Genomic DNA, 24,117 nt, shown 5'->3' with positions numbered 1-24,117 from the left:
GACCTAAGAGGCGAACGCTATCACAGCGTTCGCTTCTTTATGTGTAGGCTAGCGGCGGCCATAATAGGTTGGCACGATACGGGACCCGGTGAGGGGGAGTCGGTCCAAGATACTGAGCGCCGATAATATCCACATTGCTCACCTGCATAAATTGTACAGAGCCGTTCGGAAGAACCAGGTTCAAGCTTACAATGCCGCTGGTATCTGGAGGAACAGGAGGTGCGTAGCCGAGGAGCTGCCAGGTCACCTGACCATATCCTGTGATACCGACCGATAATAATGCCCTACTCGGCCTCTGTTGATTTCATCCTGAAAGAAATTCGAAGGTAAAAGATATACGGTCATGAACGATACATCCTTTCGTGTAAGTAAATGATCTATACACGATATATGCCCATGGTTCGGGCGAAGTGAATCCGCACCTGCCCAAAATAGAGCCCAATTTTACGCTAGTGGCGCCAAGCCGCCCCTATCATATAACACCGGGCCCTTGGACCACGCAACAGCAAGATGCATCAATAGCTCGGTCTTTAGTGCTTCTCTGATCCTCGCATGCTTCGCCTCTTCATACAGGTTGACCCACTCACCAGGATCAGCTGTAAGGTCATACAGCTCTCCCTTTGTGTGCTGCACTCTCGTGGCAGCATCCCGAGCTGAGCCCTCTATATACAAGATCAGCTTCCATTCCTTCGTCCGCCACATGTAGGCCGGTGCGGAATGCGGTGCACTGACTCCTTTTCCATGAAACTCACAGAACGTTCCTTGTCGCCTCAAATCATCCAGCAGATCGAATCCGGGAAGCATGGGGTTGCGTGGCAATCCAGCAGCTTCGCTGAGCGTAGGAACGAGATCGACAAGCTCTGCCGGGCGGTCGTCGATGGTCCCCCGCTTTTCTTCTGCAATCCACGAACCCGATAAGATCAACGGTACCCGGACGCTCGCATCATATAAATTATATTTCGAGAACCTGAATTGCCGTTCACCGAGCATTTCTCCATGATCCGAAACAAAGACAATCAGCGCATCTTCCAGCCTTCCCAGCCGTTCAAGCTTCTCAAGAGCCAACCCAAAGTAATGATCCAGCCAGGAACAATTGGCAAAATACCGGAGGGTTGTGCGTCTGCGCTCCTCTTGACTCATCGCAAGGAATGCCTTCTTCTTATCCACATAGGACTCCCTGCTTCGGTTGTTAAGTTCATCTGACGCGGCTAGGTGAGTATCCGCTTCGTCGAGCCATGGAGGCTGGGGAATATCCGGGATATCCTCAATTGAGTACAAATCCTCGAATGCCTTGGGGACGTTAAAGCCCGCATGCGGCTTAAGGAAGGATAAATAAAAGAAAAGCGGACGATCCGGATCTACACCCTCATCCAGGAACTTTTGACTTTGTTCAGCAACCCATCCGTCGCGATGCTGCTCCATCGGTACCTGGCTGGTCATACCAATATATCCCTGAATATTCTCCTCACCACTGCCAAAGTGAACCGTTTCTCTGCTGTATGCATCCAGATACTCTGGGTGGGTATCTCCCATCATGATCGCATTTTCCTCATAATGACCGCTGTCCCGTGCAAGTCCTACGGCCCTCACTTCAAACCCGCGGGCAGAAGGAATCTCCGTCCGCTCGCTGTGATTCCAATGCGTTTTCCCGAATCCGGCTGTCTGATATCCTGCCTTACGCATCAATTCGGGGAGCGGATCAGAGGGCAGCCTGTCCTCATCGTAAATGCCGCCGTAATTGGTTCTCACCCCCGTCTGGGATGGATAATATCCAAACATCATGGAGGTCCGGCTCGGTACGCACATCGGAGACTGACAAACGGCCTGACTGTAAGTAATGCCTTCGTCAGCCAAACGATCTAGATTAGGCGTGTGTATATGCTCGTTGAATTTCCCTATGCAATCCCAGCGCTGCTGATCCGTCATAAAAAAGATAATATTGGGTTTATTCTGCGGCATTTCCCCTTCATCCTCTCTTCATCTTTTCGAGAACTTCAAGGCAAAAAACGGAACATTTAGACAGCCCAGTCATTATATATACCACATACGGACTTGAGTCAGGCAGAACGTTCAAATTCAAAGATGAGATATCAAATCTACAGCTTCTCCCTGACCGATGCCAGCTTCTGAGCACTAGAAGAAGGCTTGTCTCGGCGATCGTCAATCTTGACCGAGGTAGAGACGCGCTGGGCTCCTGCACCGAATGGGGTCTCGTGCAGCGCTCGAATGGCTGCAAATATATCGTCCAGTTCCCCCTCGATAATGGTGCTCATGGATGTAAGCTCAAATTGAATTCCAGGCTGTTTAGCAAGCGTACGCTGCAGCTCTGCCACATAAGGACTTAGACTTGTGCTTCCTGTTCCAATCGGAATAATCGTGACCTCAGCTATGGCCATTTATATCCCCTCCTAGTAAGTTTTAATTCCTATTTTTAATAAATTGTGCCGCTATAGGCTCCGCACATGATTCAGCATTCTGACTTTTATTGACGATATACTCATTGTAGCATGACCATGTTCACAGAAAAAAAATATTTAAGAGATTCTACTACTTCTTCCAGCCCTTTTCCTTTGCGGTATGTTGGGATATTTGCTATAATCGCAAATGCGTTTCAACATGAAGGTGGTGTTTACAAACACAACATATTGGGGTAATCTTGTAATACATCAACCAAATGTAGTGTTGATACAGAATCGACCATTGTACGAATCTCTATAACTGTCAAGCTTTTTTTAGTAGAAATTAATCTAGCCCGGCAATAGGCAATTCTAGAGATTTAAGAGCTCCAAGTCACGGGATAATGAACTGAGCAGGTACATATGGGCTATCCATTAATCCTATATTTTCACACCTTACTCGCGTTTCCCCCGGCGTACAGTATAACCATAACAGCAAGCGGGGACGCAAATGGCATTTATCTGGCCGCGAGAAAGCCGGAAAATGCTTTTTCTATGTACGATTACTTCAAGTACGATTACTTCAAGTACGATTCTCTAGCCCGAAAATCCACTTTTTTGAAGCGAAATTCACAGCAGGATGATCTTACTTTTTTTAATGCTTCACTCCATTTATCTATCACTATCACAAGAAAGCGAGGGCTCTTCATGCCACAAGTGGTTAATAAACCAAACAATCGTCAGCTTGCTTTTGACGAGATCCGTATTTCTGTATATGCAGACCGTATTCTTGCTGATCTGCCTATGCTTGATAAAGAAAAACTCGTTCGTGGTGTAACCTCTAAACTGCGCCGTGACGAAGTATCCAGTGAAGAAATCAGCAATGCATTCTCCATGTCTGCCCTTGAGCTGGTTACCAAAGAGGAGCCAAACTGGAAATTTGCGGCAGCTCGTTCACTGCTCACTTCTCTATATAAAAAAGCGGCTAACAACCGCCGTTACAAAGCATATCCGGAAGAGCCATACGGTGCATTCTATCCACTGATCACGACACTTGTTAAAAAGGGGATCTACCGCGAAGAGCTGCTCGATTGCTATACAAAAGAACAAATTGAAGAACTCGGCGCCGCCATTGAAGCGAAGAATGACCTTCTGTTCGATTACATCGGACTCTTGACGCTCGCTGAGCGTTATCTTGCGAATGACTTCGACGGTAGAGTCATGGAGCTTCCACAGGAGCGCTACATGGTTATCGCGATGTACCTTATGCACAAAGAACCTGAAGACAGACGTCTTGAGCTCGTCAAGGAAGCCTACTGGGCGATGAGTAATCTCTACATGACAGCAGCTACCCCAACGATGTCCAATGCAGGCAAGAAGGTAGCAGGCCAGCTGTCCAGCTGCTTTATTGATACAGTTGACGACTCTCTTGAAGGTATCTTCGATTCCAATACAGATGTAGCGCGCCTCAGCAAAATGGGCGGCGGGATCGGTGTATACCTTGGAAAAGTGCGTTCCAGAGGCTCCGATATCCGTGGACACAAGAACACAAGCTCCGGTGTTATCCCTTGGATTCGCCAGCTGAACAATACGGCAGTCAGCGTAGACCAGCTTGGTACGCGCAAAGGCGCCATTGCGGTATACCTTGACGTCTTCCATAAAGACATCTTGGCATTCCTTGATCTTAAGCTGAACAACGGTGACGAGCGCATGCGTGCCCATGACATCTTCCATGGCATCTGCCTGCCTGACTTGTTCCTTGAGCGTGTAGAGGGACGCGGAGAGTGGAATCTGTTCGATCCGCATGAAGTGAAGAAAGTGATGGGCTGGAAGGACGAGAATGGCCGTGCGCTGGGTCTTGAAGACTTCTATGATGAAGAATTCGGCAAAGGCACTTTCCGTGAAAAATATGAGGAAGCGACCAATCATCCTGACCTGTCCCGCATCACTGTACAAGCGATCGATATCATGAAGCGTGTCATGAAATCACAGCTGGAGACAGGCACACCGTACATGTTCTACCGTGATACGGTAAACCGTTCGAACCCGAACCGTCACAAGGGAATGATCTACTCTTCCAACTTGTGTACAGAAATTATGCAGAACCAGTCTGCTACAACCATTGAGCAGGAAGAGCTTGTGACCAAGGACGGCGAAACTCGCATCATCATTACTAAGAAGCCGGGCGATTTCGTAGTCTGCAACCTGAACTCTATCCATCTTGCCCGCGCCGTACCACATGGCGTTCTGGATCGTCTTGTTCCGATTCAAATGCGCATGCTCGATAACGTAATCGACATTAATAATATTGAAGTACTTCAAGCACAATATACAAACAGCCAGTACCGTGCTGTCGGTCTTGGAACCTTCGGTCTCCATCACCTGCTTGCGCTTGAGGGCATTCGCTGGGAATCCGAAGAAGCGGTAACCTACAACGACAACTTGTACGAGAAGATCAGCTATATTGCTATCAAATCCAGCATGGAGCTGGCAAAAGAAAAAGGAAGATTCCCTAAATTTGCTGGATCAGACTGGGAGAACGGCAACTACTTCGCATCCCGCGGCTACATGGACGGAAGCCGTGAAGGTAAATTTGTCAGCACAGAGCAGTGGAAAGAGCTTGCAGCAGAAGTAAGTGAATATGGCGTACGCAACGGATGGATGATGGCGATCGCGCCAAACGCATCGACTTCCATCATTGCCGGTTCCACCGCAAGTATTGATCCGCTCTATGAGCTGCTGTCTTACGAAGAGAAGACTACCTACAAGATTGCGAATCCGGCACCGGACCTGTCCGAGAAGACAATCTGGTACTACAAGACAGCATTTAATATCGATCAGCATGCGTCCATTGATATGGCTGCTGCGCGCCAGCGTCATATTGACCAGGCACAGAGCTTTAACCTGTACGTGCGTCCTGATATCCGTGCAAAAGATTTCCTTGATCTTCACCTGCATGCTTGGAAGGCGGGCATCAAGTCCACTTACTACGTACGCAGCCGTGCGCTTACGATTGAGAACGAATGTGAATCATGTGAATCTTAAGGAGGCAATACCCGAATGAATGAGCAAAAGATTTTTAATACTGCGGCACCGAATAAATCCACCCGTATCATTAATGGTGAGAACTCCGGGATTCTGAACTGGAACGACATTCGCATGCCTCATATGTATAAATTGTACAAAGTACTGCTGCTGAATTACTGGATCGCCGACGAAATTCCAATGTCCAAGGATGCACAGCAGTTCCCGCATCTGGATGCAGAAGAGCAGCGCACGTTTAAGATCAACATTGGCCTGCTGGCCGTGCTTGATTCCATGCAGACGATGTTTGTCGGTGACGTCAGAGAATATTTGACCGACTCCTCGCTCGAGGCGATCTCCGCTATCATTGCCCAGCAAGAAGTCGTGCACAACCAATCCTATTCTTATGTGCTCTCTTCTCTCGTTTCCTGGGATGAGCAGAAGGAGATCTTTGAATACTGGAAGCATGATCCAGTCCTGCTGGAGCGGAATCGATTCATTGCGGATATTTATCAGAACTTCCGTGACGAAGCTACGCCGCAAACGTTCTTTGAAGCACTTGTTGCCGATATGATTCTTGAAGGTATCTTCTTCTACAGTACATTTGCCTTCTTCTACAATCTGGCACGGGATCAGAAGATGATGGGTACGGCACAGATGATATCTTACATTCAGCGGGATGAGAACCAGCATTGCTACTTCTTCGCCGAAGTTTACAAGCAGCTGCTGGCTGACTATCCAGAGCTGAACACGAAAGAGAACATGGACTATGTCTATCGTACGATCAACCGTGCAGTAGAGCTGGAAACCAATTGGGCACACTACACACTGGAAAAAGTACGCGGCATCAATCTCCCAGAGCTTGAAGACTACATCAAGTTCACAGCGAACAAGCGTCTTCGCCTGATGGGCATGGACAAAGCATACGAAGGCGTTGATGTGAACAGTATGCCTTGGATCAAGCCGTTCTCCGATGATGCGCTGAATGCAACGAAGACCGACTTCTTCGAAGCCAAATCCCGTAACTACGGCAAAGTCGGTGATGATAACGGATTTGACGATCTGTAATATCGACGAATAAACTGTAATAAAAAAGCGATCTCCCTGCCTCGGCGGGAAGATCGCTTTTTTGCTATAAATCTGAATGTTCTATTTCACACACATTTTGGTAACAGACTGCTAGGCGTGCACCTCTACACTGGCTTGATGCTTATCGAGGAAATCGGCCATCGCGGTATATACAAGAATTTCGTTCGCCTTCCGGGAGAAGCCATGGCCCTCATCTTCCAAAACAATATATTCCACTTCTGTCCCCTGCTCCTTCAATGCCGCAACGATCTGATCCGATTCAGCCTGAACTACACGTGGATCATTAGCCCCCTGGATGACGAGCATCGGCTTCACCATTTGTTTCAGATAAGTGATCGGCGAATCCTTGATCAGCCGTTCACGGTCTTTTACCGGATCTCCCAGCCACTGCTCCATGATCGGCTTCCAGGAATCCGGAACCGATTCAATGAAGGTGAACAGATTGGAAGGTCCGAAGATGTCCACTGCTGCGCGGAACAGCTCCGGATGACGCCCGGCAAGCAGCAGTGTCATATAGCCGCCATAGCTGCCTCCCACGATAAATAGACGATCCGGTGAGCTAATGCCCTGTTCAAACAGCCATTCGATACCTGCTACACAGTCCAGTCGCGGCCCTTCGCCCCAGTCTCCTTCGACCAGCTTGACGAAGGTAGCCCCGTACCCTGTGCTTCCGCGGAAGTTTGGCGCGAAGATGTTGTATCCCCGGGCAAGCAGGAACTGGAACATCGGTCTAAAAAACTTGCCTTCCGAAGCCTGTGGTCCCCCGTGCGGCCAGAAGACCGTATAGCCGTTAGCGGCCTCCGGCTTTGCCTTGAACAGCAAGGCTTCAATCTCCATCCCGTCGAAGGAATTATATCTAATGACATCCGGATAACACAAATCCTCTTCTGTCAGACCAACAACGACGTTATGCGTAAGCTGCTCCCATGCTCCATTCACATAGCGGTAGATGTTGAAGGGCTTCACTGCCCCGCGGCCAAGAATATATAGATTACCCGATTCGGCCACCGATATCTGCTCTACGAAATCGACGGGCAGAGGGACTTCGGTATACCCTTCGTCTCCATAACGGACGGCATACATTCGATTCTCAATTCCCACACTCGTACCGATATATATGGTCTGTGACTCTTTATGCCACTGGGTAGCGGTAACTTCTTCCTGATCAAAGGCTTGAATTGTTCTCATTTCACCTGTTGAGATGTTATATTCAGCAACGTAAGCAAATTCCTTCCCTTGATTGGTGACAAACAGCATAGTATCGTTATCGATAAAAGTAACGCTTCGAATGACTTGAACCTCATCTTCTGGGAATACGTACTTCACCTCAGCCTCCCCATCCGATTGAATGAACAGGGACTGATGGGTGTTAGAGAACATCTTGAGATAGGCTCTGCGTCTCTCATCCGGGCTTATGGCCGCATGATAAGTCGGTCTATCCACTCCTTCATGAAGCAGCTCGTCCTTCCCTGATTCAAGGTCAAGACATCTGGAATTCAAGTAAACCGGATTATCCTTGGAGGTGTCATAATATATTCTTTTACCATCCTCCGACAGCTTAACGAAGTAGAACTTCTCGTCCGCTTCGCCGGGCACAATCTTAACAGGCTTGCCGCCGCTAGGCTTCAGCAGATATAAATGCAGATTCTCATCGCCGTCTTTGTCAAAATCAGCCAATATATATTCGCCATTCGGGTCTGTCTTGATAAAGCTTCCTGACTGATTCTCGTATGTAAGCGGATAAGGAAATCCGCCAGGCAGGTCCATAGCCCACAGGTTCGGCTGACCGTTCAAGTTGCTGTTAAACAGTAGTCTGGATTCATCCTTGGTGATCGTAAAGTATCGAATGACACTCGTTTGGAAAAATTGAGCCGCGTCGGGGACAGGAAAGTTAATCATTGCGATAAAGCCTCCTTTATATTCGTTTGCTCACTTCCTCTACATCATAATTTACGCACCCTTCTCAATCAAGACAAGGAATGGGCTAAATCTAACGTATTGTACGATATTTAAGGCTCATCGGGCCTTTGCCTTGATAACAGACCGATCCTATGTAATCATTCGAGAGATACAGCGGACGAGTCGTATAGGACTCCCCTGATTCCGATTGTGAATGCCGAATCCAGGTATGGTCGTCCGCGAGCGTGTTCAGTTTAAGCCACTGGCCTCCGATTCCGGACCCCGTCGCTTTGGCGAGCGCCTCCTTCCGCGTCAGAATCTGTAGTAGTATTCTTGTTCGATCGTGTTCATTACCCGCTGCAAGACAGTACTTCTGTTCCGATGGAGTCAGAAACCGGGAAGCGATTCGTTCTGTTCTCAGCATGTCCCGAATGCGTTCCACATCTACACCGACCGGGCAGCTGCCTGAAATAGCAACGCATGTCAAGTTATCAGTATGTGCCAGGTTGAATTCAATGCCTTGGCGGACGAACGGCTTCCCACTCGCATGATAATCCAGCTGTACAGACTGAGGAGAACATCCGAGGTGCTGGCTGAGCACGTATTTTAAGAAAGCTCTTGAAGCAGCAAACTGGGCCCTGTCTCTCATAGTTCTGTATCCAAGCATTCTTCTTACTTCACTGTCGTTCAAGGCATTCCGCAGTTCAGGCCCCAGTATATACTGCCCCTGGGCGGAAGCGTAATGAATCCACACCTCTAACGTGCAGCTCATACATTCACCCCCATCACTATAAGCAGCTAGGTAATGACCGACATCCGCAGCTTCTCAGGGACTGCATATTCAAACAAGACGTGCATAATATCCTCATCTGAAGGCAAGAGGAACATTTCTCCCATCTTCATATAATTCAGATCCATCAGTGCTGACTCCGATACATACATGCAGGCCTGCTTGAGCGAATCAAGCTCCGCATAATGGCGGCCAATGCATTTCATTCGGCTCATCTGCAGCACCTTCTCGCTGATGCCTTGATTCGGCAGCTCCTTGAGGCAAGAGACAACCTGGTTATACAGCTGCTTGGGATCAATCGAGAACCCGCTCATAATGGAAAATGAAAATGAGGATCGATAATAATGCTCCCATCCTGCATTTTTATTGATCAAGCCGTTGTGAACCGCCACTTGAAAAAACGGAGATGCTTCGCCAAAGAGAGCCTCTAGTCCAACCATCAGCATGACGTGCTCTCTTGCCGACATACCACAAGGGTCCGCTGCAAAGCCGAATTGAACGACCGGAATCGGCTGAAACCTCTGTGTTTCGCGGTACATGTCTGTGGAGGGATTCCTGGATAATGTGACTTGTTCACAAGAAGCAGGAGAAATGGCAGCCGGTACAGGTATTGCACTCTCCAGATAATCAATGACAGCGTCAGCTTCAACTGGGCCTGCTACCGTCAGCGCCATCCGGTTCTGTGTATAATGCTGCCCATATACCTCATGCAGCACGGATGCATTAATCCCTTCAATACTGTCCGGTGTACCCGCGACATCCATTGCCAATGGATGGTTCTCCCCATATAGCATGGAGAGGAGCTGCTGCATACATAACCATACGGTCTCATCTGTATAACCGGATAATTCCTGCCTGATAATCGACCTCTCCAATTGAATTCGTTCTTCGGGAAAATAAGGCGTGAGGATAAGATTTATAAACAAAGCCAAGTTGCTGTAATACTGATCCGTAGAGGCCATCTGATAGGTTGTTACATCATACCTCGTGAGAGCCGAAGTCGATGCACCTTGAGAACGCAGGCGCTGATTGACTGAGGGTCCCGGCTGGCAAAACATCATGTGCTCCAAGAAGTGTGCCGTTCCATAAGGAGCATCAATAGAAGCGGATTTGATCTGTGAATCAGAGACTTCCGTTCCATCATGAATAGCCCCGTAGGATACGCTGAGCGAAGTGAAAGTGTGGGTATGCTGAGGTCTAGGGAGAATGCGAATAAGCATGCCTCCTGGCAGACAGTGCTCTATTATTACATCCTGATCGAGTGTCAGTTTCATGCTTCTATGCCCCCTTCCCGCTTCTGTCCAGGGTTTCATTCGGAAAAAGAACCCAGGTTACGGCTTTTTCAAGATTTAATGCAATTTGTACGATATCATCTGCCGTTACAGCTGTGATATTTGCCAGAAAGTCTGCCGTATCCATCGTTGTTCCCGTGAGGCATTGATCCAGATGGATATCAATCTCTTGTTCGGGCAGATCAATGCCAACTTTCATGAAATGAAGCACTCCGTCAATGGCCTGCGTGATTTCGGCCGCATCCAGCTTCCCTGCGGCGATCTGCTCCAGCTCTCTGTCAATAATGGAGAGAATATCACTCATATTTCCGACCGTAGTGCCCGTATTTATATGCATAAGTCTTCGGAAACGATCCAGCTCGCTCATGACTTGATATACAAGCTGGTTCCGTCTTCGCAGTTCCCGATTGAGCCGGGACATGGGACCGGCGGCAAACAGCTTATGAAATACGAAGAGGGCTGCATAAGCAGGCGAACCATAGGACACATGGGTCATATAAGTAATATTTAATTTACATTGGTTGAAATTCCCATGCTCGATCATGAGGGAATGCTCTTTCCCGCTTGAAAGAGGGGCGTAAGGTGTACTGCTTGCAGAAGGTATACAATTCTCGGAGGATATGCTGCTCCCGGAAGCTATATTGTTCGCAGAAGGCATAAGAATCGCATCCCCTTGCTCTTGTACGGCGGGCGATGGAGGTGTAAACCAGGAGAGTACATCATCCGTATAATGAGAGGGCAGTACATTGCCAACAATGTGAATGTGCATGGGTAAACGAATTGCTTTTTCATAAGCCTCATATATATGGTGCTCTTCTATGGTCCACGGTGCCTCTTCGCCATCTTTACCGTTATCGGCTGATTGTGATTCATACCCGATATAGGAGAGACAGCGGCTCTTTAACAAAGAGCTCGGATCATGTGCCTCTTGATTTACAGCATACCTAAGTCCATCTACTTCCTCCCTCAGTCGCTCTGAATCAAAACAATTCAGCCCAGAAGGTCTAATGATCATTTCGGATAGAAGCTTAAGCGCCTCCCTTGAGAGTGAGCTCTCTACCTCTGAATCACTGGGCTGCAGGACCTTAATGGTATAAGAAAGGATCTGATTCGATCCCTTCTGCTCAATGTTATAAGTACAGCTTGCACCGTACAGCTGACATAACCGTTCTCTTTTCGCTGATTCGCTCAGGCCTGCGCCTCCTGCTGTCCAGAGTAATCTTCCGAGCAAGGAATACATTTGTTCATTAATTTCTCCGCTATTTACAATAGATACTGTTAGATAGGCGTTATAGTATTTGGTCGTAGGCAATAAATGAAGAGATACGTTACCGCGCTTTGTTGATATGAAACGATGGGACATGATGTCACCTCCCTAATATGAAAATCCAAGAACCTTAGCCCAGGTTATATATTTGAGCTTGCTGCAGATTCACTCCAAGCTGACCGAATCCTTCAACAGGACGGCTGATCCAATCAAGCCGGGGAAGTTCGATATGAGAAGAATGATGTGTCGTCTCATCCTCGCTCTTCCAGGATAGAACCTGCTCATGATGACGATCCCAGAATCGCCACTGCTCCGGCTGCTGCAGCAGCTGAGATCGAAAAGGCTCATAGATCTGCTCTGCAATCTGCTGTACATCCTCACTCGGCTGAAACGGAGGAAGAAATACGATACGGCTCCTATAATCGGTTGTCATGGTCATAAAATACAGACACACCGGCTTCTTGGCTTTGGACAATATACGGAATATCCCGCTTCTTGTTCGTATATTTGATGTCAGAAACGGCAGCTGCAGCTGATAATTGTCTGTGTTATAACCCGTCTGCCCGTCCACGAACAGGCTGAAGCAGCCGCCCTTTTTCAAATGAGAATACAGCTTGATGCCGATCAGCTCATCCTGGGAGTTCAGCATCTCGGCTCTGGAATATTTACGAATAGACTCCCACTTATCGAGCTGCTTCTCCTGAATAACGGTATCCCTCTCCGCAACCAAATAAAAAGGAAGTCCTTCGCGGTAATGACCCTTCCGGATCTCTTGTCCGATCGTCACCATATTGTGTCTGACAAACCCATAGTGAAAAGTGAGGAAAGCGCCTCCTTCCTGAAGGGTGTGCTGCAGGTGCTCTCGTCCATGAACCTCATCCCATTCCAAAAAGGAGTACGGTGATCTCTTATGCTCCTCCACCGTTCGCAAGAAGGACAAATAATCAATCCATGTCTCCTCAGCCGTTCTTGGCCCGTCAAGCGTGCTCATTTCCTTCGCAATATTCATCAGAGCATAGAAGTAGCCCAGCTTGATGCCGGCGTCCCTCTGCTGCTCAAGCTCGACCTGCACTGCATTTCGGTGAAGCTCAAACGATTCTTTAAGATTCATGACAGATCTCCCCTATATGTAGACTGCAATCCTGAGACATTCGGTTCTGATGCAGTCCCTCGAGCATGTGGACCATCAGCCGCAAGGCAAGCTCCATCTGTCCTGGCACCCTATCAGAAGCGGCAACACCTTGACCTTCAACCAAATCGCCGCCAATAAAATACAGGTCGGAACGAAGCACCGTTTCCACCGCTTGCAGCACGACGTGCCAGGAAGGGCCTCCGCTCAGCGGAAAGTCAACATAGGGAAAGGTGCCGGGGTCCAAACAATCCATGTCAAAGGAAAGATAGGCCACTGCCTCCGGATAATTCATCCGCAGTTCAGATAATATTCGCTGGATCGTCTGCGGCTCCATACGTTCTCCTGAAATTTGAATGAGCTTATCATGGGTGTACATTTGATCCACGGATCGGATGCCTCTAAGTCCCAGCTGTACGACCGCTGCAATTTCATCCCGTGCCAGCAGATGGCGTACAAAATTTGCATGATGGATTCGATCATGATGAAGCGCATCGATGCCGCAATCATGGTGCGCATCAAACTCTATCAAAATAATCGGCTTGTTCATCTGCTCCACAAATGCAGATAAGAGCGAGTATGTGATGGAATGATCTCCACCTATACTGTATAGCCCTGCTTGCTCTGTAACCGAGAGCTTTACTGCCTCTGAGACTCCTGGCGAGCTCACACCCGATTCATCACTGATGAAGTGCTCTTTCACGCATGAGCCTAAATCCTGCAGAATCACCCCCTGCATAAGACGCCGGTCCGTTCCAATGTCATATAGTCCAGAAGTGTATGGTGATACAAAGGCAGGGTACACGGTTCTTTTCCAAGATTCGGCCCTAAGGCTGTCCTCGAATAAACCGACGGATGAATCATGAATGCTGGTCCCTCCTGCATAAGGGATACCCAGCAAATAAAAGTTTGGCTTCGGCTGACCAAGCAGCGGCCTGAATTTAAAATAGGGAATGAGCGGATGACGAACACCCGGAATAATCGGCGTATCTCTATCCTTATTCCAGGAATCAGGCTGCACTTCATAAAACTGTGTAAAGCCTTCATCCGCAGCAACCCATGATTCTCCCAAACGCTGCATCAGGTAGTATGGATTCATGACGCACCTCCTTAAGCTTGTGGTGAGAATACTTTCTCTTGAGCTCTGTGATCTGGATCCGATGCTGCTTGGACATAGCGTTTCTTATACATTCGAAACGTGGGAATTATGACACTGGCTCCCGCCAGATTAGCGAAGAATATGCACCAATAGAAGGCTTCTGGCTGATCTAAGAGAGAAGTCATGCCAAAACCGGCCGTTACGATAAGGATAAAATAAACTGAGTTCAGCAGAAGCGCTCTATACCCCTGACCTGTCTGTTCCATCGTCAGAAGTGCCGTCATTAACGGACCCATCAGTATGTAAGATGGTGCCACTATGCTCAAATACTGTGCCGCTTCCTGCCGGGCTGCTTCCTCTACAATAAGAAAGGAAACGATTGAATCCTTGAACAGCCATACTCCGGCTGCGATCAGCACATAGGCAGCATATGAGTGCTGCATTCCTGTCTTGAAGCCTTCGTATGCTCTCTCGCCTTTCTTCTCAGCCATATTCTGATTAATGATAATTCCGATGGCTGAACCGATCACGATGCCTGGCAGGATGGCCATGGTCTGAATTCGATAGCCTACCCCGAAACCGGCAATGACACTCTCACCATAGGGGCTGATAATCCCGTTGTAGAAGAGCGTGCTTAAGAAGATAAGACAATAAGATACAAAGACAGGCACACCTACATGCCGTAAAAGAATTAACTGTGACATCCTCCATACACGTGGAGGAAGCTTGAGATGACCCGTGCGGATCAGATAAATAACCGCAGCAGCAAGGGATAACAGACCGCTGATCATATTGGCGTAGACAATTCCGCTTAGGCTAAGGCCAATAACACGGACCAGAAGGTACACAAGCAGTACATTTACTGCCGCTGTCCCCACCGCTATGATGGAAGCCTGCTGCGCCATCCCAAGTCCACGCAGGGCAGCATTTGCGATGGCCCCAAGAACCGTTGGGATGGCAGCAATCATCATCCCCCTTACGTAACCTGAGAAGAGAGGATGGACTGAGTCTGCAATGCCATAATAGTAGCGGAATAGCGGTACGCACAGAATGACGATCAGACCGACAGCTATCGTCAGCAGAAGGCCGCCTGCAGCATAATGAGCCAGCTTGCTTGAAATTTCTGTCTGGTTCTTCCCGCGATTACGAGAAATCGTAACCTGAGTAGATAGTTGGAGAGCTTCGACGAGTGCAATTAAGAGGAACGAGATCGGAATATATAAAGACAGTACATACAGGACATCCTGCCCTGTATGTCCCATAAAGAACACATTTGCCATCTGAGTAATCATATTAACGAGAGAGGCTAGAAGCATAGGTACTGCTGTCTTGAGCAGCAGTCCGCTGATCTTTCCTGTCGTATAATCCAGACTCTTCATGACATATCTCTCCTTCGCTAAACGTCAGCAAATTTAGTGCAGGCATCGAATGCACCGTCACAGAGCAGACGGACATCTGATGATGATCATCTCCTGCCGCGAGCAGTACTCTGGTTCCGGGTTCAGGCTGGTTCAAGCTGAGCCATTCGGCAAGCTGTATCCAGACATCCCCGCTATGTGCGTCTTCTGCCCTGCGGTGAACAGCCGGCGCTGAATCAGAATCAAACACATGATGGAGTGCAGACTGGATAAAGATCTGATCCGGACTGTACTTCCGAATGAGTGATGCTATGATCGTCTCCGCGTTTGAGTGAGACCACTCATGCTTACCCTCGTAATGAAGCTCAAGCGCTCCTCCTGCCGGTCTAACCTCCATAGCCACGGCCATATCCGTTCGAGGATATGGTCCTTCTTCCTTCCGAGAAAGGAAGAGCCCTTGTTCTGAGAAGTCAACGTCTTCTTCCTTCCAAGGGAGAATCCGCTGTTCGGAGAAGACAACGAGTGCCTGACGCTGCATGGTCCAATGCATGAGAGGGATGAATTCTACTGCGGCTAGCGGACCTAGGTGAGATAAACCGAGATACGTTCCGAAGTGAAGGGGAACCTCATGAAGCAACCGCGCCAGAGGAGGATTAAGAGCATACCTGTCAGGGTAAGACTGCGCGAGTACGATAGTATCCCAGCAGCTGCCCTGCTGAAAGGGCTCCAGTACTTTACAAGCCATATCCCCGCTGGTCACGCGCTTGCCGTTTCGAATATATGCACGAATTGCAGAATCCATGGGGGTGCCTAGATACGCTTTCTCCGCGTACAGGTAGGGGGAGAGGGCATGATAGTCTTCCGGTGATGCTTCCAATACATAATCTTGATCAGGCAGAGTAAGCCAGTGGATACTGTCGACGAACAACGGGGGGATCCTTAAGCTGTTATGCATAGTTCATTTTCCCCGTAATATAAGCCTGGAACACATTGACCTTCTGTATGTTGGTCGTTCCCTCCATGAACTCAAATGCTCTTGCATCCCTATACCATTTATTCAATAGCGGATGCTCATACAGCGATCCGGGACCCAAATAATCTGCCGCCAGCTGGGTCGCTTCCTCTGCAAGCTGGGTCGCTCGGATCTTGCCCAGTGAAGCAAGATACCCCTTATGCCCGTCTGCATCGATTTCCATTGCTGCATAGCGGATAAGCGAACGTGTCGCTGCCAGCCGAAGCCACAGCCGCTCCAGCTCCTGATGCTCCTTCTCCTTATATTGCTTGCGCTCTGCAAGCAGATAATCGTAGGCTGCCTGGGCAACACCAAGACCAAGCGCGGCTACACCGGGGCGCATCTGATGGAAGGTTTGCAGTGCTCCCCAGAAGCCCCTTCTGGATTTACTCAAATGTCTGCCGAGTACCTGCTCTTCTTCAATCTTGCAGCCGCTGAAGGTAAGATGACTAAGCTGTACTCCCCGAACGCCCATCGTATCGAGCGGAACAGCACCAAACCCCTCCATCGAGGTGTCCATCAACAGGACCTGGATGCCTAGCGGTGTATGGCTGGTCTGCGCAAATACAAGCCCCATATCTGCACGGCAGCCATTACCGATAAAATATTTCTCGCCACTCAGAATCATGCCTCCATCCGGATCAGGATAAACTCTCGTCTCAATTCCGGTCGCATCAGAACCTTTCTTGGGTTCAGACAGAGCAAAGAATGTCCAGGAGGGAGCCTTAAGAAATCGGGAGTAGAACCGTTCCTTCTGCTCAGAATCCGCAAGCTCATTGATGATAATGCCGGACATGGATGCGCCCGGACAGCCCAAGAATGTGCCTGCATCGCCATATGCCAGCTGCTCAATGGCTGTTACCCGCTCGATACAGCTAAGTCCATAATATTTCTCTGAACCGATCGTCACGATCGGTTCTCCTCCATATTCAGGAGGAATCATCATCCGATTGGCAAGCTGCAGAGAAGGACGGCTGGTGTATAGGGACAAGCGTTCAGGCTGCTCGTCTACCAACAGTCCCACCTCCCTCAAATCACTGCCGATCTCTTTCATTTCCTGCTCGAAGACCCGTAATTTATCGGTAGTAATCATGCTCATACTCCCTCCTTTAGGGCATGTAATAGATGTTCTTAACAGCCTGAGATATGTAGAAGCTATACATTATTGGTCCTTTCACGTAGCCATGTCCTCCACCCAGCTTTTGAAGGAGACCAAAAGCACGGTCCAGCTCTTGATGAAGCATAGCTCGCAGTGATGCCCGGTCCACGGGGCTGCAGCTATACTCAATCCTGTCATTACTCGTGCTCTTGATCATCTCCAAAATCGTCAATATATCTGTGAAATTACCTTTAACCAGCTGATTCTGCAGCGTCGGCCCGTTTCCGGATATACGCCCGGAGAGGTGTTGTCTTACAAGCTCAAGCCCTGCGGCACACAGTTCTGCCCGATACAGCAGCATTCTCTCAAGCAGCTCGCTGTAGAGCGGATCCTCTTGTTTGCCTTCCTGGAGGCTCTTCGGCTGTGGAAGCCGCAGCAATTGAAGGCCCTCAAGATGCAGAATCGAATCTTGAATCAGATTGAGATTCTCCAGCTCTGCAATAGAAAACAGCTCATTACCGTCGTACAGGAAGCAGTCCAGCTCTTGAAGCAGCCGCTGAGTTATCATAATATAGCCGTTACTATTGATCGGAACGATCATTTTGTCCTTAATCTGAAATAAAGACTTCTCCAGAAGACGCTCCGCTCCCAGATCAGCAGAGGCACTCGCAATTCCGTTGTCAGCAGTTGCCACACTTTGATTCTCCTCGTCTCTGTTCATTCTACTGGCTCCCTTCAATGTCTCATTAACACAAATCCAAAAAAGCTGCCAAGACCAATGCTGGTCATCAGATAATGGCTCCCTTTCCGCATCCAGCCCTTCGCCATGGCTTCCGATAAGTTGATGAACGCGTCATTTGAGAAGGTATGACCAATACTCGGAATCATATCTAGGTATATCTGCTCCTGGGCGAACCCGGTCCGATGCAGGAATTCCTTCCACGTCGTCCAGTTCACATTATGCGGCAAGATATAATCCAGATCCGACAGCTCCATGCCTGAGGAGCTTAGCACCTTCTCGATGCCACTGATAATATGACTTACATAGGTTTGGTTAAACATGCCCATCTCTTTCTCAGTAGCATAATATCCCGTATGGAACCTCGTATCGTTAAATAGATAGACCGACTGAATAACATGACTCTCTCCGCCATTTTCCAGAAGCAGTGCTACGGCCGAATCCCCCAGCATTGTAGACTTGCGGATATAGCGCCAGGAATTGGGTAAAAAGTTGAACTGGTCCGCACAGAGCAGCAGAATTTGACGAAGCTCTGGATCACGCTCTATCATCTGTTTCGCCAGATTCAGCGCTGCAATAGACGAAGCACAGTTCAGCTGAGAAATGCCATAGCACGGAATGAGCTCCATGGAGAAAGGACTGAGCACCTTTTGCAGCAAGCCATAATCCCCTGGAACCTGCACATGGGCAGAGTGGGCATACAGCACAACGTCGACTTCATCCAGAGACTGCTTCTCCTTCAAGCTCTGAATGCACTGGATCAGAGCTTCATCCAGCATCTGGTCGTTGTCCCATACCGGTGTCCCTTTGAGCTTATGGTATTTGCTTAGAAGCTGCAGTTCTCCCTTACTGTAGCCAAGTCCTTCGAGGAGGGCAGCGGGAGACTCGATCCGTTCCGGAATACTTACACTGATATCCTTAATGCCAAGACCCATCGATCTCCTCTCCCTTCAATCGTCCTTCTTACATTTCCAGCAGCAATTGATACAGGTACTCCTCCGCTTCCTCGTAATGGAGCACGCATACATGGGTATAGGAATGACCCTCACTTAGAAGAGAAGACAAGGCCATGAAGGGAGCTGCACTCCATCGACATGTGTCATAGCTCCTGATTTCATGAGATGGATCAAGCAGGCCGCAAAGTGAAGGGTGGGCCAGGATGAGCAGCCTTTGCGGCTTCACCCTGTTCTCGTCTAACAATTCATCCATCTGATCATTCAGCTCTTGTGCGTTCAGCGATGGCATATAATTCATACGGATGTTTACAATATTTCCCGAGCTTCCATGCACCCTGTCCATGAGCAGAAGAGCTCCGGTGTCCACACATACGGCTTTCTGTAGCTCTTTTGTCTTATACGGCAGTGAGGTCTGATCCATTACAAGCAGCATTGCCCGGCTGAAGCCCGGGTCCTTCAAATACTGATTAATGATATGAAGGCCCATAAAGGGAGCAGCAAAGCCCATATCATTAATGGCAAAACTCAAAAAGCCTGCCCCATAACGGTCCATTACATAATTGACGATTGAAATATCCGGCCTAATATTCGGAAAGCTGTACGCCAGAATGAATAGATCTGTCCTCGATATTTCATACTTCCATCGCTCATCATCCAGTATTTCTGCAGCCATATCGTGGTAGGAGTTGTTATTCCCCTTCTCAAGCCATTCATAGTCTGGAATCATGTCGAAGCCGGATAATAAATCATGATGAAACCGCTCTAACTGCGGATGCTCAAAAGGAGGGCTCTTCTGCGTGAATTCCTTTACGAATAACTGCTGGATTCCGAGTGCCATCCGCTTACACCGCTATAAGCTGTCTTTCGATATATTCAGCCAGAGACCCGACAGTACTGAACACATCAGGCTCCAGTTCATCAGGATCAATCTCCAAGCCTTCAATCCGATCCTCCAATGTCATCAGCAGCTCAAGCACCGAGGTAGAATCCAGATGCAGCTCTTCGAACAGGGACGTCTCCAGCCCAATTGGACGCTCCTCTTTTGTGTTCAGCACTTCTTCTAGTGCACCCTTGATTTCTTCCAATAGCATATTTGTTGTCATATCTATTTCCTCCTTTAGAATTTCATTTTTTAGAGAGCCGGAATCATCGGCTTGACTTCAATTAGATGCTGCTTGCCAAGAAGATCCTGCGGTGTATCCCTGTCTCGGATCAAATGAGCTTCTCCCTTAGCAACGAGCACTTCAGCGGGATATCCATGACTTAAAAAGTGCGTTGGTGAAGCTGTTGGCCCATAGGCTCCAGAGTTAAATATCCCAATCAAGTCTCCCGGAAGCACTTTGGGGAGAGCTACTTTCTTGCCCACAACATCGTTTGGAGTACACAAAGGCCCTGTGATGTTATACTCTCCTTCCGCTTGCTCACCGTAGCGGCTTAACAGAGCGATTGGAAAGTTCCGTTTGACATAGGAACCGACGCCTACGGCTGCCATATGACAATTGGTTCCCCCGTCTGTCACAACAAAGGTCTCATCATACGATTCTTTAACGTACAGCGCCTTGCTCACTAATAATCCTGAACGGCCCACCAGATATCTCCCCAGCTCCATGATTAGCCGTGTCTCAGGATGCTCTTCTTTAAATGCCGCAAACAAGGGATTCAGCTGCTCTGCAAGACCATGCACGTCAAGGGAGGACTCTCCTTCGAAATAAGGTACACCCAGCCCTCCTCCAACATCAACCATATCAAGCCGTATGCCAAGAGTGTCTTCGATCCTTATTGCGAGATCCAAAATGTGTCCGGTGTTCTGGACAATCGGATCAATGTCCAGCATGCGTGTGCCCATATAGACATGGATGCCCCTGATTGTAATGTGAGCATACTGATTCATCCATGCTGTGCTGCTCAGTACAGCCGCCTCATCTATCCCGAATTGGCGCGGCTTGCCGCCCATGGTAAGACGAGAGCCCTTCACCGAAAAAGCAGGATTAATCCGCAGTGCAACCTTCGCCTTAATATGGTGCTCTCCAGCCAGCCGATCAATCGTCTCCAGCTCCTGAAAGGACTCGCAAACGATAGCGTAAATGTTGTAATGAAGACAAGCCTTGATTTCTTCTTCGCTTTTTCCCGGGCCTAGAAAAATAATGTTGTCTGGATCTGTCCCGGCTCTTATACTTGTTATCAGTTCAGAGAGGGAGCAGACTTCGGCGTGAGCCCCTAGGTTTCTAAGATAGTTATAGATTGAGATGTTCGGGTTGGCCTTCAGGGAATAAAAAATATCCACCTCCTGATGGAGCACCCGGCGGAGTTCCGAGTAAACCTCCTCAAGGATGTCTCCGTCATAGATATACAGCGGAGTTCCATACTCGCGTGTCAGACTTGATACTGCATAGTTCTGAATGGCATATTCCTGGCTCATTTCACTCCTGCCTCCCATTCCCTCAGCTTATTATCAATAGATACATCCAGCTCGAGCAGTGCTTCTCGTGAATCTGCCACAAGCAGACCATACAGCCGCCCTGTAAATAGAACGCCCGGCTCCTTATAAGCCGCGTTTACTGTAGCAAAGTTATTAATAATAAGACCCTGTCCGTTCTGCGGACTATAGATGAGTTCTGAGAGCAGTTCTTTGAGCTCCGAGTATGGGAAATAGCGTTTCAGTGTAAGGGTATATTTCTTCGCAAGTCCACACTGCTCTTGTCCAATGAGCCGGTCCTGTAGATTGGTCTGGTACGTAGACATGTTAAATCTGGCATTGATCTCAAGATTGGGATACAGCTGTCCTTCTTGATCAAGAATGGCATCGATGCCGACCATCCCATAATATCCGTCTGTAAACATGGCCTTGCCGATCGACTCTGCTGCGTCCTTGAGCATTTCGATCTGAGCGTCAGTAAGTCTCGAAGGCATCATATGTCCCTGATGCACACCTTGCTCGACCAAGGATTCTTTGACACAGAGAAACTCAACCTGTCCATTTCGATCAATAAGAAACTGATAATTCAAGTCACAGATTTTATTAATCCACTGCTCAAGCACATAGTTGATACTGCGGGTCTCTCTTTTTCGAGACTGCTGCTCCAGCATTTTAAGCACTTTATCAAACCGCTGTCTGTCATTGATTACCGTGATCCCTTTGCCCGACACGCCCAGCGCGTCCTTCAGGACCAGAGTGCCGCCTGCTTCAAGCAAATATGACATCTCTTCAAATCCTTGCTTCAGCTCCTCAATCGTACTGCATTCCCTGCCATTGATCTGACGTATTCCAAGCTCTCTATTCAGCCTGCGGGAATAAACTTTATCATTCACTTTTTGGAAAATCCCCGCACTTGGAACAGCAAGAGGAATACCCACAAGCTTCGATAGCTCCTCCTCCTTGGTCGAGACGCCAAAAGGAACGAGATATACGCTATTTTGCCGGGCGATTTCTCGGAGTCGGTTTAACGTGGACTCGCAGTCCAATACATTTTCTGTTATATTAAGTTTAGGTGCGTTATTACTCATTGTTAGAAGCAGTGAATTTCCGAATCCAAGCGACTTGGCATCTGTCATCATCTCTGGGTCAGGACTTTCTTTTAACAATACATAGTCACCCTTCCCTGCAAGAAAGACACCCAATTCCTCCATTCGATTCACAAGCTCTACAGAGGAACCGACAGTGAGAGATGGCAGCTTTAGTGTATGCTCCTGCTTCCATTGCTCTTCCACTTCAAAATTGTTGATATAAATGAAAGTGGACTCAGAGCTGCCGGTCAACGCTTGCTTCAGCTTAACCGAGAAGTCGTTCGTTAACGCTTGAGACATTGTACTCATCTGCATTTCCACCTTTACTTTCATATTTCATAACTGCTGCACTGAATGTTGCACCAAGCCCAACGGAAACCAGTAAATAATATTCTTTCGGCTTCAGCCTGTTTTCGGATATTGCCTTTTGCAGATTAATGAAGGGATCTGAGCAGAAGCAGTGCCCTAATTCAGCAATATTGTGTATGTAAATCTGTTCAAGAGGATATTCGAGTGACGCAGCAACCTTTTTCCAGGAAGAAATGTTGACATTGTGCGGAATAATCCAGGAAATGTCCTGAAGAGTCATTCCAGCCTCCTTCAAGGTATCTTGTATGACTGTGCATAACGTTGGGACATAAATTTCTTGGAACTCCTTCAGTGTCTCTTCTTCACCCGTAAGCACGTTGCAGAACTTTCCGATGGTATGATGCTTGCTATGCACCATTTGGCTTCCTTCACCATGTGTACCGAGCAATACGGCAGTTGATGCTTCACCCATGACCGTTGTATTGGGTATGAGCTGCACGATTGGGCTGAACGTCTTCTCCCCCGTGAGCAGCAGTACATACTCATCATCTGACATTGCCCGCAACAGACGTTTTGCGATATCTAAAGCTACAATTCCCGTTGCACAGTTTTGCTGGGTTAACGAGAAAACGATGCTATGCTCAAAATGATATTTATTTTTTAATTTATGGATAATTTTAACATTATACGGCGATACATCCTGAATTGTATGACAGTAGATGATGTACTTGATTTTCGAGCTATCGATATTAGGGTCATTACTTACTTGCTCGAGCAGATTGCCAAGCAGATTGAACAGATTCCCTTGCTCTTCCTGTCGAATCTTTTTTAATCCGTGTATCTTTTCAAGCACTTTGATCTGTGCTGATTTTAATCCTAGATGTGTATTAAGCTGCTGGACTTCTAATGTTTTGCCCGGAATGTAGGTCCAAATGTTCTTTAAGTGAAGCATAACAGGTCATCACCTCGGCAGCATAAGGCTGAATGTATTGCGGAGGATCAGGAGAGCTTCTGGTTCACACCCGCTCTCCTCCTCTGCAATAAAGAACTGGCGGATAGAAGAACTAAAGTTTCTCGTCAATTATGTAATCCCTTCTAGCATCCTTTGTTCATCTATCCATTTCAAAATATAAGAATGATTAGTCCGTGTAAGGA

At 48.1% G+C, this 24,117-nt stretch carries 21 protein-coding genes; 2 read left to right on the top strand and 19 right to left on the bottom strand.

Going from position 1 to position 24,117, the window contains the following annotated elements; genetic code table 11:
• Positions 1-37: 37 nt before the first annotated feature.
• The 3 genes from BM415_RS15160 to BM415_RS15150 all read right to left on the bottom strand — a co-directional run bounded on the left by BM415_RS15160 (position 38) and on the right by BM415_RS15150 (position 2,396).
• Positions 38-247 (bottom strand): hypothetical protein, encoded by a 210-nt coding sequence (locus BM415_RS15160; protein WP_091159512.1) that lies wholly within the window; start codon positions 245-247, stop codon positions 38-40.
• Between the two features lie 197 nt (positions 248-444).
• Positions 445-1,959 (bottom strand): sulfatase family protein, encoded by a 1,515-nt coding sequence (locus BM415_RS15155; protein WP_091159511.1) that lies wholly within the window; start codon positions 1,957-1,959, stop codon positions 445-447.
• A gap of 137 nt (positions 1,960-2,096) precedes the next feature.
• A complete protein-coding gene (locus BM415_RS15150) occupies positions 2,097-2,396 on the bottom strand; it encodes an MTH1187 family thiamine-binding protein (RefSeq protein ID WP_091159509.1) in 300 nt (99 codons plus the stop codon).
• A 708-nt stretch (positions 2,397-3,104) separates the two neighbouring features.
• Here BM415_RS15150 and BM415_RS15145 point away from each other — a divergent pair.
• Both BM415_RS15145 and BM415_RS15140 read left to right on the top strand, forming a co-directional pair.
• Positions 3,105-5,441, top strand: coding sequence for a ribonucleoside-diphosphate reductase subunit alpha (locus tag BM415_RS15145; RefSeq protein ID WP_091159507.1), 2,337 nt, complete (start codon positions 3,105-3,107; stop codon positions 5,439-5,441).
• Positions 5,442-5,456: 15 nt separating this feature from the next.
• Positions 5,457-6,488: a ribonucleotide-diphosphate reductase subunit beta gene (locus tag BM415_RS15140; RefSeq protein ID WP_091159506.1), complete on the top strand. Its 1,032-nt coding sequence runs from the start codon at positions 5,457-5,459 to the stop codon at positions 6,486-6,488.
• 111 nt (positions 6,489-6,599) lie between these two features.
• Here BM415_RS15140 and BM415_RS15135 read toward each other — a convergent pair whose 3' ends face one another.
• The 16 genes from BM415_RS15135 to BM415_RS15060 form a co-directional block, all read right to left on the bottom strand.
• Positions 6,600-8,408 (bottom strand): S9 family peptidase, encoded by a 1,809-nt coding sequence (locus tag BM415_RS15135; protein ID WP_091159504.1) that lies wholly within the window; start codon positions 8,406-8,408, stop codon positions 6,600-6,602.
• 91 nt (positions 8,409-8,499) lie between these two features.
• On the bottom strand, positions 8,500-9,180 hold the full coding sequence (locus BM415_RS15130; protein WP_091159503.1) for a 4'-phosphopantetheinyl transferase family protein: 681 nt from the start codon (positions 9,178-9,180) through the stop codon (positions 8,500-8,502).
• A gap of 26 nt (positions 9,181-9,206) precedes the next feature.
• On the bottom strand, positions 9,207-10,472 hold the full coding sequence (locus BM415_RS15125) for a M16 family metallopeptidase (protein WP_170862506.1): 1,266 nt from the start codon (positions 10,470-10,472) through the stop codon (positions 9,207-9,209).
• A gap of 4 nt (positions 10,473-10,476) precedes the next feature.
• Complete coding sequence (locus tag BM415_RS15120; protein WP_091159500.1) at positions 10,477-11,853, bottom strand: insulinase family protein; 1,377 nt, start codon at positions 11,851-11,853, stop codon at positions 10,477-10,479.
• A gap of 34 nt (positions 11,854-11,887) precedes the next feature.
• Positions 11,888-12,868: an LpxL/LpxP family acyltransferase gene (locus BM415_RS15115; RefSeq protein WP_091159498.1), complete on the bottom strand. Its 981-nt coding sequence runs from the start codon at positions 12,866-12,868 to the stop codon at positions 11,888-11,890.
• Positions 12,858-13,985 (bottom strand): arginase family protein, encoded by a 1,128-nt coding sequence (locus BM415_RS15110; RefSeq protein ID WP_091159496.1) that lies wholly within the window; start codon positions 13,983-13,985, stop codon positions 12,858-12,860. Before BM415_RS15110 ends, BM415_RS15115 begins: the two co-directional genes overlap by 11 nt.
• Positions 13,986-13,996: 11 nt before the next feature.
• Positions 13,997-15,364 (bottom strand): MATE family efflux transporter, encoded by a 1,368-nt coding sequence (locus BM415_RS15105; RefSeq protein ID WP_091159495.1) that lies wholly within the window; start codon positions 15,362-15,364, stop codon positions 13,997-13,999.
• A complete protein-coding gene (locus BM415_RS15100; protein WP_091159493.1) occupies positions 15,279-16,298 on the bottom strand; it encodes a hypothetical protein in 1,020 nt (339 codons plus the stop codon). Before BM415_RS15100 ends, BM415_RS15105 begins: the two co-directional genes overlap by 86 nt.
• Complete coding sequence (locus BM415_RS15095; protein ID WP_170862505.1) at positions 16,291-17,448, bottom strand: acyl-CoA dehydrogenase family protein; 1,158 nt, start codon at positions 17,446-17,448, stop codon at positions 16,291-16,293. The genes BM415_RS15100 and BM415_RS15095 overlap by 8 nt, the downstream gene beginning before the upstream one ends.
• A gap of 16 nt (positions 17,449-17,464) precedes the next feature.
• Entirely contained in the window at positions 17,465-18,175 is a 711-nt protein-coding gene (locus BM415_RS15090; RefSeq protein ID WP_091159490.1) for a hypothetical protein, read from the bottom strand.
• Positions 18,176-18,189: 14 nt separating this feature from the next.
• Complete coding sequence (locus BM415_RS15085; protein ID WP_091159489.1) at positions 18,190-19,128, bottom strand: 3-oxoacyl-[acyl-carrier-protein] synthase III C-terminal domain-containing protein; 939 nt, start codon at positions 19,126-19,128, stop codon at positions 18,190-18,192.
• Between the two features lie 28 nt (positions 19,129-19,156).
• A complete protein-coding gene (locus BM415_RS15080) occupies positions 19,157-19,987 on the bottom strand; it encodes a hypothetical protein (RefSeq protein ID WP_091159487.1) in 831 nt (276 codons plus the stop codon).
• A 4-nt stretch (positions 19,988-19,991) separates the two neighbouring features.
• Positions 19,992-20,252 (bottom strand): acyl carrier protein, encoded by a 261-nt coding sequence (locus tag BM415_RS15075; protein ID WP_091159485.1) that lies wholly within the window; start codon positions 20,250-20,252, stop codon positions 19,992-19,994.
• A 29-nt stretch (positions 20,253-20,281) separates the two neighbouring features.
• Positions 20,282-21,568 (bottom strand): diaminopimelate decarboxylase, encoded by a 1,287-nt coding sequence (lysA, locus tag BM415_RS15070; protein WP_091159484.1) that lies wholly within the window; start codon positions 21,566-21,568, stop codon positions 20,282-20,284.
• Complete coding sequence (locus tag BM415_RS15065; protein WP_170862504.1) at positions 21,565-22,962, bottom strand: ATP-binding protein; 1,398 nt, start codon at positions 22,960-22,962, stop codon at positions 21,565-21,567. The genes lysA and BM415_RS15065 overlap by 4 nt, the downstream gene beginning before the upstream one ends.
• Entirely contained in the window at positions 22,919-23,914 is a 996-nt protein-coding gene (locus tag BM415_RS15060) for a 3-oxoacyl-[acyl-carrier-protein] synthase III C-terminal domain-containing protein (protein ID WP_091159481.1), read from the bottom strand. The genes BM415_RS15065 and BM415_RS15060 overlap by 44 nt, the downstream gene beginning before the upstream one ends.
• Positions 23,915-24,117: the final 203 nt, after the last annotated feature.

Origin of the sequence: Paenibacillus sp. 453mf, from assembly GCF_900116105.1 — a bacterium.
In the GTDB taxonomy this organism is placed as follows: Bacteria; Bacillota; Bacilli; order Paenibacillales; family Paenibacillaceae; genus Paenibacillus; species Paenibacillus provencensis.
This window is presented reverse-complemented; position numbering and strand designations above follow the sequence as displayed.